Annotated in this window: 13 protein-coding genes; 9 read left to right on the forward strand and 4 right to left on the reverse strand. The window is 72.3% G+C overall.

All coding sequences use genetic code 11. From position 1 onward, the window contains the following. Positions 1-63: 63 nt before the first annotated feature. Together ACWEMJ_RS32005 and ACWEMJ_RS32010 are read right to left on the reverse strand one after the other, a co-directional pair. Entirely contained in the window at positions 64-1,365 is a 1,302-nt protein-coding gene (locus ACWEMJ_RS32005) for a M18 family aminopeptidase (protein WP_452140640.1), read from the reverse strand. Between the two features lie 211 nt (positions 1,366-1,576). Beyond that, positions 1,577-3,406 carry an acyl-CoA dehydrogenase gene (locus ACWEMJ_RS32010; RefSeq protein WP_452140641.1) on the reverse strand — a complete coding sequence of 610 codons (1,830 nt, stop codon included), beginning with the start codon at positions 3,404-3,406 and terminating at the stop codon, positions 1,577-1,579. A 211-nt stretch (positions 3,407-3,617) separates the two neighbouring features. On the opposite strand from ACWEMJ_RS32010, the gene ACWEMJ_RS32015 reads away from it, so the two are divergent. The 6 genes from ACWEMJ_RS32015 (at position 3,618) to ACWEMJ_RS32040 (ending at position 8,885) form a co-directional block, all read left to right on the forward strand. Beyond that, on the forward strand, positions 3,618-4,106 hold the full coding sequence (locus tag ACWEMJ_RS32015; protein WP_452140642.1) for an SseB family protein: 489 nt from the start codon (positions 3,618-3,620) through the stop codon (positions 4,104-4,106). A gap of 125 nt (positions 4,107-4,231) precedes the next feature. After that, entirely contained in the window at positions 4,232-5,191 is a 960-nt protein-coding gene (locus ACWEMJ_RS32020) for a pirin family protein (RefSeq protein ID WP_452140643.1), read from the forward strand. Positions 5,192-5,298: 107 nt separating this feature from the next. Beyond that, positions 5,299-6,189 (forward strand): S41 family peptidase, encoded by an 891-nt coding sequence (locus tag ACWEMJ_RS32025; RefSeq protein WP_452140644.1) that lies wholly within the window; start codon positions 5,299-5,301, stop codon positions 6,187-6,189. A gap of 127 nt (positions 6,190-6,316) precedes the next feature. Further along, positions 6,317-6,820, forward strand: coding sequence for a SigE family RNA polymerase sigma factor (locus ACWEMJ_RS32030; RefSeq protein WP_452140645.1), 504 nt, complete (start codon positions 6,317-6,319; stop codon positions 6,818-6,820). Positions 6,821-6,861: 41 nt separating this feature from the next. Beyond that, a complete protein-coding gene (locus ACWEMJ_RS32035) occupies positions 6,862-7,710 on the forward strand; it encodes a hypothetical protein (RefSeq protein WP_452140646.1) in 849 nt (282 codons plus the stop codon). After that, positions 7,707-8,885 carry a hypothetical protein gene (locus tag ACWEMJ_RS32040; RefSeq protein ID WP_452140647.1) on the forward strand — a complete coding sequence of 393 codons (1,179 nt, stop codon included), beginning with the start codon at positions 7,707-7,709 and terminating at the stop codon, positions 8,883-8,885. Before ACWEMJ_RS32035 ends, ACWEMJ_RS32040 begins: the two co-directional genes overlap by 4 nt. A 62-nt stretch (positions 8,886-8,947) precedes the next feature. Here the strand turns inward: ACWEMJ_RS32040 and ACWEMJ_RS32045 are convergent, their stop codons facing one another. Beyond that, entirely contained in the window at positions 8,948-9,427 is a 480-nt protein-coding gene (locus tag ACWEMJ_RS32045) for a hypothetical protein (RefSeq protein WP_452140648.1), read from the reverse strand. Positions 9,428-9,667: 240 nt separating this feature from the next. Here ACWEMJ_RS32045 and ACWEMJ_RS32050 point away from each other — a divergent pair, with 240 nt between their 5' ends. Next, positions 9,668-10,210: a maltokinase N-terminal cap-like domain-containing protein gene (locus ACWEMJ_RS32050; protein ID WP_452140649.1), complete on the forward strand. Its 543-nt coding sequence runs from the start codon at positions 9,668-9,670 to the stop codon at positions 10,208-10,210. Between the two features lie 3 nt (positions 10,211-10,213). Here the strand turns inward: ACWEMJ_RS32050 and ACWEMJ_RS32055 are convergent, their stop codons facing one another. Continuing rightward, positions 10,214-11,035: an integrase gene (locus tag ACWEMJ_RS32055; RefSeq protein ID WP_452140650.1), complete on the reverse strand. Its 822-nt coding sequence runs from the start codon at positions 11,033-11,035 to the stop codon at positions 10,214-10,216. Positions 11,036-11,171: 136 nt separating this feature from the next. Between ACWEMJ_RS32055 and ACWEMJ_RS32060 the strand changes: the two genes are divergently transcribed. Both ACWEMJ_RS32060 and ACWEMJ_RS32065 read left to right on the forward strand, forming a co-directional pair. Then, complete coding sequence (locus ACWEMJ_RS32060) at positions 11,172-11,303, forward strand: hypothetical protein (RefSeq protein WP_452140651.1); 132 nt, start codon at positions 11,172-11,174, stop codon at positions 11,301-11,303. Between the two features lie 77 nt (positions 11,304-11,380). Beyond that, positions 11,381-11,623 carry a DUF5302 domain-containing protein gene (locus ACWEMJ_RS32065; RefSeq protein ID WP_452140652.1) on the forward strand — a complete coding sequence of 81 codons (243 nt, stop codon included), beginning with the start codon at positions 11,381-11,383 and terminating at the stop codon, positions 11,621-11,623. The last annotated feature ends 115 nt before the right edge of the window (positions 11,624-11,738 follow it).

Raw genomic sequence — 11,738 nt, forward strand, 5'->3', positions numbered from 1 at the left:
TGAGTGGTGTTCAGAGGTGTTCTGTTCAGATCTGCTGCGGGCCCGCGCCCCGACCGGTGTTCGTCAGCCCTCCAGGAACGCCTTGATGGCCCCGGCGAGGTAGTGCGGGTCCTCGGCGCCGCAGAGCTCGCGCGCGGAGTGCATGGACAGCGCCGCGATGCCGCAGTCGACGGTGGTGATGCCGAGCCGGGCCGCGGTGATCGGGCCGATGGTGGTGCCGCAGGGCATCGCGTTGTTGGAGACGAAGCTCTGCCACGGGACGCCGGCCTTCTCGCAGGCGGCGGCGAACACGGCCCGGCCGACGCCGTCGGTGGCGTACCGGTTGTTGACGTTGACCTTGAGGATCGGGCCGCCGTTGGGCAGCGGGTGGTGGCCGGGCTCGTGGCGCTCGCTGTAGTTGGGGTGGACGGCGTGCCCCATGTCGGAGGACAGGCAGACGGTGCCGGCCAGCGCGCGGGCGCGGTCCTCGGCGGTGCCGCCGCGGGCGTAGCAGGAGCGCTCCAGCACGTTGCCGAGCAGCGGGCTCTGCGCGCCGGTGTCGGACTCGCTGCCGGTCTCCTCGTGGTCGAACGCGGCCAGCACCGGGATGCAGGGCAGTTCGCCGCCGGCTTCGGCGACGGCGGCCAGCGCGGCGGTGGCGGCGTGCACGGACAGTTGGTTGTCCAGGCGGGGGCCGGCCAGCAGCTCGCGGTCGCGGCCGAGGTAGGACGGCGGCTGGACGTCGTGGGCCATCAGGTCCCAGCCGATGATGTCGGCGGCGTCGAGGCCGGCCTTCTGGGCGACGTACTCCAGCAGGGCGCCCTCGGTGGTGTCGCCGAGGCCCCAGATCGGGGTGAGGTGGCGCTGGCGGTCGAGCTTGAGGCCGTCGTTGACGCTGCGGTCGAGGTGGATGGCCAGCTGCGGGACGCGCAGCAGCGGCTCGTCCAGGTGGACCAGGCGGGTGGTGCCGTCGCGCAGGGCGAGGCGGCCGGAGAGGCCGAGGTCGCGGTCGAGCCAGGTGTTGAGCGGGACGCCGCCGTAGATCTCGACGGCGACCTGCCGCCAGCCGGCGGAGCCGGTGTCCGGGATCGGCTTGACCCGCAGGTTCGGCGAGTCGGTGTGGGTGCCGACCACCCGGTAGGGGGTGGCGGGGCCGGCGCCCTCGGGGACGTACCAGGCGATCAGGGCTCCGCCGCGCACCAGGTAGCGGCCGCCGCTGCCGCCCTCCCAGGCGTCCGTCTCGCGGACCTCACGGAAGCCGACCCGCTCCAGCCGCTCGACCGCGCTCTGCACCGCGTGGTACGGGGAGGGGGACGCGGCGAGGAAGGCGATCAGGTCGTCCGTGTGCTTCCGGTCGAAGTGGGCCGTGCGGGCGGCGGTCGACATGTTGCTCCTGGGTTGAGGGCGGCCGGGCCGATGGGGTTCGTGGGCCCGTCCCCGAGCATATGCCCGTACACGGACAGGGCCGCATGAAGTCCGCAATGGTGACACAACAGTGAGCGTCGCGCGACACAACGCCACGGGGCCCGGCGGTGAACCGGGCCCCGTGGTGTGAGGGTGCGTCAGGCGGTCGGGGGAACGGCCGACTGCCGTTCGATCAGAACGCCTCTTCGGCGAGGTCCATCAGCTCGTTGTCGATGGCCTCGGCGATCTGGCGCTGCGCGGCGGTGGTGGGCAGCACGGTGCGGGCGAAGTGCTTCGCCGCGGCGATCTTGCCCTGGTAGAACGGGACGTCCTTCTCGGAGGCGCCGGCCTCCAGCTTGGCCAGCGCGACCGCGGCCTGGCGCAGCAGCAGCCAGCCGACCACCACGTCGCCGGAGACCATCAGCAGGCGGGTGGTGTTCTGGCCCACCTTGTACATGTTCTTGACGTCCTGCTCGACGGCCGTCAGGTCGGCGATCAGCTTGCCGACGATGGCCTCCAGGTCGCCGGCGGCCTTGGCGAGCAGGTCGCGCTCGCCGGCCAGGGCCTCGCCGCCCTCGTTCGCGCCGAGGAACTTCTGGATCTGCTCGTTGACCGCGGTCAGCGCCTGGCCGCCGTCCTTGACGATCTTCCGGAAGAAGAAGTCCTGGCCCTGGATGGCGGTGGTGCCCTCGTACAGGGTGTCGATCTTGGCGTCCCGGATGTACTGCTCGATCGGGTACTCCTGCAGGTAGCCGGAGCCGCCGAAGGTCTGCAGCGACTGGGCGAGCTGCTCGTAGGACTTCTCCGAGCCGTAGCCCTTGACGATCGGCAGCAGCAGGTCGTTCAGGCGCTCGGCGGCGGCGTCGTGCTCGCCGCGCAGGCGGGCGGCCAGCATGTCGTCCTGCACCGAGGCGGTGAAGAGGACCAGGGCGCGCATGCCCTCGGCGTACGCCTTCTGGGTGAGCAGCGAGCGGCGGACGTCCGGGTGGTTGGTGATGGTGACGCGCGGCGCGGTCTTGTCCATGAACTGCGAGATGTCGGCGCCCTGCACGCGCTCCTTGGCGTACTCGAGCGCGTTCAGGTAGCCGGTGGACAGGGTGGCGATGGCCTTCGTGCCGACCATCATCCGGGCGAACTCGATGATCTTGAACATCTGGCGGATGCCGTCGACGGTCTCGCCGAGCAGCCAGCCCTTGGCGGGGTGCTTGGCGCCGAAGGTCATCTCGCAGGTGTTGGAGGCCTTGAGGCCCATCTTGTGCTCGACGTTGGTGGCGTAGACGCCGTTGCGCTCGCCGAGCTCGCCGGTCTCCCAGTCGAAGTCGAACTTCGGGACGATGTACAGACCGAGGCCCTTGGTGCCCGGCTTGCCGCCCTCGGGGCGGGCCAGCACCAGGTGGATGATGTTCTCGGACATGTCGTGCTCGCCCGAGGTGATGAAGCGCTTGACGCCCTCGATGTGCCAGGAGCCGTCCTCCTGCTTGATCGCCTTGGTGCGGCCGGCGCCCACGTCGGAGCCCGCGTCGGGCTCGGTCAGCACCATGGTGGCGCCCCAGAGGCGCTCGACCATGCGCTGGGCGACCTTCTGCTGCTCCTCGGTGCCCTCGTCGTAGACGACGCCGGCGAAGGCCGGGCCGGAGGAGTACATCCAGATCGCCGGGTTGGAGCCGAGCACCTGCTCCGCGTACGCCCAGACCAGGGAGTTCGGGGTGACCTGGCCGCCGATGCCCTCCGGGATGCCCAGGCGCCACCACTCGGCGTCCATGAAGGTCTGGTAGCTCTTCTTGAAGGTCTCGGGGATCGGAGCGGTGTTGGTCTCCGGGTCGAACACCGGCGGGTTGCGGTCGGTGTCGGTGAACGAGGCGGCCAGGTCGTTCTCGGCCAGCCGGGAGATCTCGCTGAGGATGTTCTTCGCGGTCTCGACGTCCATGTCGGCGAACGGACCGGTGCCGTACACCTGGTCGCGGCCGAACACCTCGAAGAGGTTGAACTCCACGTCCCGCAGGTTTGCCTTGTAGTGACCCATGACCGTTTCTCCGGTTCGTCTTCCACGGGCGAGCCGCTTACGGCGCACCGCTTACCCACCAGTACGCCCCATGATGCTACCCAGCGGTAACTTGTTCAACCCCTCCGCCGTGAACCACCTATGAACGTGGTCACGTCCCACAATGCGGGCCGCCGCCGGATTGTGCGGATCACCCGCCCCCAAGCGGGGTCCGGCCCGATAGCCTTGCCCTGTGTACGGCTACGAGCAGAACGCCTACCAGGACCCCTATCAGCAGCAGATGCAGCAGGGGATGCCCGGCATGCCCGGCGCCGGGTACGGGGACCAGCAGGCCGCCCAGCAGTCGCTCTACCCGGAGCCCTCGCCGCCCTCGCTGGCGGACGCGGTGCGCGCCTTCACCACCGGGGCGATGCCGGTGGAGGACTTCCAGGCCATCTTCATCACCTCGAAGGTCTACTGCCCGCGCGGCGACCGCCCCGGCTTCCTGGCGCTGCACAACACCCCGACGCCGGTGATCCCGATGTTCAGCTCGCTCAAGGAGCTGAAGCGGTACGCCGGCAAGGACTCCAAGCACTTCTCGGTCACCGGCGCCGAGGTCCTCGACCTGCTGCCCACCGGCTACGGCTTCGCCCTGGACATGGAGGGCGAGCACCGGATGGTGTTCGACGCCCGCGCGGTCGAGCAGATGGTCGACTTCACCATGCGCCGGATGTACGGCTGACCCCTTCTCCCCACTCCTTCCCCGGCCGGAATACACCCGGATAGTTCAACGTTCAACCTTGCGAGTGGTTGAGAGTTGAACTACTGTGGTGGACGTAGGCCACAGACCCGCCGAAGGAGGCCGACATGCCCGCCGTGACCGTCGAGAACCCGCTGACCCTGCCGCGCGTGACCACGCCCAGCCCGGTGCACACCACCGCCCGGCCGGTCCTCACCGTGGCCACCGCCCCCGAGGGCTACGAGGGCGAGGGCTTCCCCGTCCGCCGCGCCTTCGCGAAGATCAACCAGAAGTACCTCGACCCGTTCATCATGATGGACCAGATGGGCGAGGTCGACTACGCGGCCGGCGAGCCCAAGGGCACCCCCTGGCACCCGCACCGCGGCTTCGAGACCGTCACCTACATCATCGACGGCACCTTCATCCACCGGGACTCCCACGGCGGCGGCGGCACCATCACCGACGGCGACACCCAGTGGATGACCGCCGGGTCCGGCCTGCTGCACATCGAGACCCCGCCGGAGTCCCTGGTGCAGTCCGGCGGCCTGTTCCACGGCCTCCAGCTGTGGGTCAACCTGCCCGCCTCGGACAAGATGATCACCCCGAAGTACCAGGACATCCGCGGCGGCAGCGTCAAGCTGCTCAGCACCGAGGACGGCGGAGCGCTGCTGCGCGTCATCGCCGGTGAGCTGGACGGCCACCAGGGGCCGGGCACCACCTTCACCCCGATCACCATGATCCACGCCTCGGTCAGCCCCGGTGCCCAGATCACCCTGCCCTGGCGCTCCGACTTCAACGCCCTCGCCTACGGCCTGGCCGGCAACGGCTCGGCCGGCACCGAGCAGCGCCCCTTCCACCGGGGCCAGGCCGTCGTCTTCGGCGACGGCGACTCCCTCACCATCCGCGCCGACGAGAAGCAGGACTCCCGCGACAACAACTTCGAGGTCGTCCTCCTCGGCGGCCTGCCGATCCGCGAGCCCGTCGCCCACTACGGCCCGTTCGTGATGAACAGCCACCGCGAACTCCAGCAGGCCATGGAGGACTTCCAGGCCGGCCGCCTCGGCACCATCCCCGCCGACGAGAACTGATCCCCCTCCCCCGATGCCTCCGCCACCCACGGGTGCCGGAGGCATCGCCCTGCCCGCAGCGGGAAAACCCGTGGGAACGCCCTGCGCACGGACCTAGCATCGCGCGCATGACGTCCCATCAACACATCATCGAGGCCGCGCTGGAGCGGATATCCGCCGGCTACGTCTTCCCGGAGCGGACGGCCGCCGTCGAGGCGGCGCTGCGGCGGCGGCTGGCCGAGGGCGCGTACCGGGGGCTGGACGAGCGGGAGCTGTGCGAGCGCGTCACGGCGGATCTCCAGGAGGCCTGCCCGGACCAGCACTTGCGGCTGCTGTGGAGCGAGGAGCCGCAGTCGACCGAGGAGGAGCCGGAGGAGGTCTCCCGGGCCCGGTTCAACCGGTTCGCGCAGGAGAACAACTACGGCGTGCACCGGGTGGAGCAGCTCGACGGCAACATCGGCTACCTCGACCTGCGGCTGATCCCGATGGCCGAGCCGGGCGGCCCCGCGATCGCCGCCGCCATGCAACTGGTCGCCCACAGCCGGGCGTTGGTCGTCGACCTGCGGCAGTGCCGGGGCGGTGCGCCGGAGGGCGTGCAGCTGTGGTGCAGCTACTTCTTCGCCGACGACGAGGTGCACCTCAACGACATCTACAACCGGGCCACGGACTCCACCCGCCAGTTCTGGACCCTCGGCCACCTCGCCGCCCCGCGCTACCCGGACCGCCCGGTCGCCGTGCTGACCAGTGACTTCACCTTCTCCGGCGGCGAGGAGCTGGCGTACAACCTGCAGGCGCTCGGTCGCGCGACCCTGGTCGGCGCGACCACCCGGGGCGGCGCCCACCCCACCTCCCGGATCCCGCTCACCGCGCACGTCACCGTGACCGTCCCGACCGCCCGTTCGATCAACCCGGTCACCGGCACCAACTGGGAGGGCGTCGGCGTCGAACCCGACCTGCCCGTCCCGGCCGACCGGGCGCTGGAGGCCGCGCTGGAGCACCTGCGCCCGCAGCTGGGCTGAGCACCGGACACGGCAGGCCCGCGCACACCGTCCTCGGACGGGTGCGCGGGTTTTCGATTTTCGGTCTCAACCTTTCTCCGCGCTCGCGCATTGAGGACGGGTGAGAGACGCGAGCCAGGAGGGGTGGATGCGCGGACAGGACGAGCTGGGCTTCGAGGAGTACGCGGCTTCGCGGTCGCGGCGGCTGTACCGGACGGCCTACCTGCTGTGCGGTGATCCGCACCGGGCCGAGGATCTGGCCCAGGCGACGCTCGCCAAGCTGTTCGCGCACTGGCGGCGGGCCTCGCGGATGGAGAACCTCGACGCCTACGCCCGCACCGTACTGACCCGCACGTTCCTGGCGGAGCAGCGCAAGCGGTCGCTGGCCCGCCGGCTCGGGGCGCTGGTGGGCTCGCCCGAGGAGTCCCGGCACGGGGACGCCGATCTGCGGGTGACGCTGCTGACCGCGCTGGCCCAACTGCCGGCGCGGGCCCGGGCGATGGTCGTCCTGCGGTACTGGGAGGACCTGAGCGTGGAGACGGTGGCCGAGCTGCTCGGGTGCAGCACCGGCACCGTCAAGAGCCAGTGTTCGCGCGCCCTGGCCAGGCTGCGCGAACAGCTCGGCGAGTCGAGCCCGTACGCGCCGGTGTGAGCGCCCTCGTGAACCGGACCGAGACGACGAAGGAGTGCGACGTGAAGGAGCAGGCGCCGGAGGCGCTGTTCGTGAGAGAGGCGATGGAGGAGCTCACGGCCGACCTGGCCGAGCCGTACGGGCTGACGGCCCGGGCGGTGCGGCAGGGGCGCCGGCGGCGGCTGCGGTCGCGGCTCGCGGTCGGCGGGGCGGCGGCGTGCACGGCGGCGCTGGCGGTGACGGGGCTGGCGGCCGTGGTGCCCGGCGTCGGTGTCGGGCCGAGCCCGGTCGCCGTCCAGGCGGGGGACGGGCCGGCCCCGCAGGTCTTCCCGACCGTGACGCTCTCCCCCACCGCCGCGCCGCCGGCCGACGCCGCGCCGCCGGCCGACCGCGGCTCGGACGCCGAGCGGGGCCGGATCGAGGCGTACCGGCAGGCCACGGCCGCGGCGCTGCAGGACCTGCTGCGGCCGCTGGTCGGGCAGGTCCGGCTGGTGGCCGGCGACGTGTCGGGCTACCTGGTGCCGAACCCGCAGGGCGGCGACTGGTTCGTGCGGTTCTCCGTCAGCCCCGCCCCGAACGGCACGGCGGACCGGACCTGCCGGCCGGCCGACACGGCGAAGGGCGGGCAGTGCGAGGTCGGGCGCCTGCCGGACGGCACACCGGTCGTGTTGCGGGTGGAGCCCGCGGGCGGCGGCGCCGTGGCGATCACCGACGCGGTCTTCCACCTGGGCGGCAGCGACGTGTCCATCTCCCTCAACCCCGATGAGGCGCACGGGAGTTCGGTTCCGGTGACGACCGCCCGACTGGCCGAGTTCGTCGGTTCGCCGCAGGTCCTGGACCTGGTCCGGCGGGCCGATCAGCACCCCGTTCAGGAAGAACTGAAGTCGTACGACGAAGGAGCGAACCGATGAAGCGACGTACCGCCCTGACGACCGTCCTGGTCTCCGGCGCCCTGCTGCTGACGGCCGCGCCGGCCGGCGCGGAGGACACCACCGCCGACCGCCACCGCCCGCGGGCCTGGACCGCCAATGCCTTCCCGGCCGGCAACGCCACCATCCAGGACGCGAGCCGCACCGAGGGCCGCACCGCGTGGGCGGTCGGCATCCGGGAGTTCGGGGAGGGCCGGGACAGGTACACCAAGCCGGTGGCCTTCACCCGCAACGGCGCCGACGCGGCCTGGCGCGAACTCGCCCTGCCCGACGGCCTGAAGCCCCGCACCGTCGACCCCGACGGCGCCGGCGGCGCCTGGGTGACCGGCCTCAAGGACAACACCGCCACCGGCATCCCGACCGCCCGCTACCGGGACGGGCGCTGGCAGACGCAGGACGCCCCGGCGCCCGAGCACACGCTGGCGGCCGGGTTCACCGACGTCGCGACGGCCGGCGGCCCCGACGACGTGTGGGCGACCGGCTACTACCAGCCCGACGACATCCTGACGTTCCTCGGGATGATCGAACACTGGAACGGCACCAGCTGGGAGCGGGTGCCGGTCTCCGGCATCGACCCCTCCGTCGACTACTGGACGCTCGACGCGGTGGCCGCCACCGGGCCGTCCGACGTCTGGGCCGCCGGCAGCGTCGGCACCCCCGAGGGCTGGTCGCGCCCGCTGCTGATGCACTACGACGGCCACAGCTGGAACCGGGTCTCCTCCCCGGACCTGGACTCCCGCTACGGCGAGCTCACCGAGCTGGTCGCGGTGGGCCCGGGCAGCGTCTGGGTGTCCGGCACCGAGGAGGGCCCGGACCACAACCCGCAGACCCTGGTCGCGCACTACGACGGCAGCAGCTGGACGCGCCAGGAGACCGGCCTCGGCGCGGGCCACCTGTACGGGCTCACCCGCACCCGGGGCGGCGTGGCCGTGGTGGGCGTCAACTACGCCGGCGGCGCCTACCAGCCGATCGGCGCCGAACTGGCGGACGGCCGCTGGAAGCCGCTCGACATCCCGCAGGGCAGCACCGCCGGCGGGCGCTACCCCCGCTCCGTCGTGGAGGTCGAGGGCCGGCTGACCGTCCTCGGCCTCGACGCGAACGGCCACGACGCGAGCGGCGAGCCGGTGCCGCCGACGCCGTTCTCCGTCACCCGCTGACCACCCCTCAGGACGCCGTCCCGCCCGGAGCAACTGCTCGGGCGGGACGGCGCGTTGGGGCCTCAGGCGAGGGCGAGGCTGATCTGGTCGTTGAAGACCACCCAGTGCTGGCCCTTGTCGTTGGCGTCGCACGGCTTGCTGGAGACGGTCGCGCTGCCCCAGGTGTTGGCGAGGCAGTAGCCCGGGGCGAAGGTCAGCGAGATCTGCTGGCCCGCGATGCTCCAGTACTGGCCCTGGTCGCCCGGGTCGCAGGGCTTGCTGGAGATGTCCGGGGCGCCCCACTTGTTGGCGAGACAGTAGCCGAGCGCGTTGGAGAGCGCGATCTGCTGGCCCGAGACCCTCCAGTGCTGGCCCTTGTCGTTGGCGTCGCACGGCTTGCTGGAGATGTCCGGCGCACCCCAGGTGTTGGCGAGGCAGTAGCGGCCGGGGGTGCGCGTGGCGGCGTGCCCGGTGTCGGCGGCGCCGGCGCCGGCGGTCGGCAGGAGGGAGGCAGCCAGTCCCATCGTGGCGATGGCGAGCGTCTTGCGGAAAGCGATGGCCATGAGGCGGTTCCGTTCTCGCTGCGGGCCGCACCAATCCCCTGCGGCCATGGGGTGCTTGCTCGGCTCTGACCCGAGCGCAGGCAAATTTCTAGCACCGGACGCCTGCGAACCACCGTTGCTGCACGCCGCATTCATCCGAACGGGCAGCCCGCCCCCGCCCGCTGACGCGCACCGGCTCCCGGGCGGAGTTCGTAGGCTGACCTCCGCAACGACGACAGCGCGAAGCAGGAGGCGCCGACGATGGCGACGATCCATCACACGACCGTGGAGCCCGGCAAGTTGGAGCTGCTGGCGGCCTGGCTGCCGACGCGGTCCTGGTACCGCCCGGGCGGCGGCGAGCTGGTCCGGGCCGGCGGCTTCCGGCTGGACGACCCGGCGGGCGAGGTCGGCATCGAGCTGATGGTGGTGACGGACGGCCGCTCCGCCTACCTGGTGCCGATGGCGTACCGGGGCGCACCGCTGGACGGGGCGCCCGAGGGCGCGCTGATCGGAACCGCCGAGCACGGGGTGCTGGGCACCCGCTGGTTCTACGACGGCGAGCACGACCCGGTGGTGCGCGAGCAGCTCGCCGAGCTGCTGCGCGGCCGGGCGGTGCCGCAGATGCAGAGCGAGAGCGACCGGGCGGACGAGAGCGTCGCGGTGGCGGCCGTCGACGGCGAGGCGGTGCCGGTGCTGCGCCGGGAGCTGTCCCCCGCCGGGGAGCCGGCGCCGGGCGAGGTGGTCGCCGGGTACACCGCGCCGGACGGTTCGGCGGCCCGCGCGGTGTTCCTGACCGCCGGCTGAGGCTCAGAGCCGGGCGTAGAGCGCCGCGGCGTCGTCGTGGGCCTTGCCCCGGGGCCAGCGCAGGCAGTCGGCGTCGGTCAGCTCCGCGGCGCGGACCTGGGCGATCAGCTCGGCCGGCCCGGCCTCGGCGAGCAGGCGGACGGCGTCGGCCCAACTCCCCAGCCCCAGGCGCTCGGTGAAGCGCGCGGCGCCGTCCGACAGGGCGGCCACCCCGTGCAGGTCGGCGCGCGCGACCACGCCGGTCTCGGCGTGCCGGGCGGCCTCGGGGGTGGCGGCGGCGATCCACGGGCCGTGGCCGCTGTTGCGGGCGGCGCGCACGGCGATCGCGTACCGCAGGTACAGGTCGGCGCGCTCGGCGGTGCCGGGGACGGTCGCCCAGATCTGCCGGCGCAGTTCCTCGCCGCCGGGGAAGCGCTGGTTGTCGCCGATCACCCGGGGCGGGCCGGCCTTGGGGTGCAGCACCAGCAGGGAGTCGCCGAGCGCCAGGTACTCCAGGGCGTCGCCGCGCAGCCGGGCGGCGACCACCATCGCGGCGGGCGTGTTGGGGTTGGCCAGGTCGCAGCAGCCGCCGTGCAGGGCGGCGGTGTCGGCGATGGCGTCGGCCAGGCAGCCGGCGATGTCCCGCTCGGGGTGGTCGGTGAGCCGGGCGACCAGGTGCGCGCCGAGCCGGCGGACGTACCAAGGGATGCCGTGCCCGCAGCCTGACTCCAGGGTGTCCGGGGCGCTGGAGCCGTCCAGCAGCACCAGGGCCTCCGGGGTGGCCACCACGAAGTCCTCGCAGGCCCGGTCCGGGCGGCGCGCGTCGACTGCCAGCTGTACCCGCATGCCGTTCAGTCTGCGTCCGCGACCGGCCGTTCGAACAGGGGCTGTTCGGCCCGCCGTTCGACCCTCCCGCGCCGTAATTCGGACATAATTGTCCGAACCGCCCCAACTCGCCAAGGCTTCGCGACAGGAGAGTCCCATGGTCTGGCAGTTCTTCGTCCTGGTGATCGCCTCGTTCGGCTTCCCGACCCTCGCCCTGCTGTTCATGATGGGCGGCCTGCAGTACCGCGACGAACGGCACCACCACCACGGCCGGCCGCACCGGAGCTAGGTGTCGGCCGACGGAGGGTCCCGCCGACGTGGGAAGGTGTGCTGCAGCACTTCCCACTCCCGTCCAGGAGGTCCCGAATGAGCAGCGACACCGCCCCAGCAGCCGAGCCCGCGCCGGACGCCACGGCCGAGGCCGGCACCGACACCGCCGCCGAGGCGCCCGGGCAGGACGACCAGAAGGCCAAGTTCCTGGCCGCGCTGCAGCGCAAGGGCGGCAAGAACCGGGGCGCGGGCGGCGGCCCCGGCGGCGACTCCAAGATCCACGGCACCGCCGCCGCGGCCGGCGGCAAGCGCACCTTCCGCCGCAAGAGCGGCGGCTGAGCGCCCCCGGAGCACGCGTGCGAACGGGCCGCGCCCCCCGGGGGCCCCCCCTAGGAACACGCCACCAAAGAAAACTCGTTACTAAAAAAAGAAATTATGTGACGCACAGCTGGAC

Source organism: Kitasatospora sp. NPDC004531 (genome assembly GCF_053602195.1).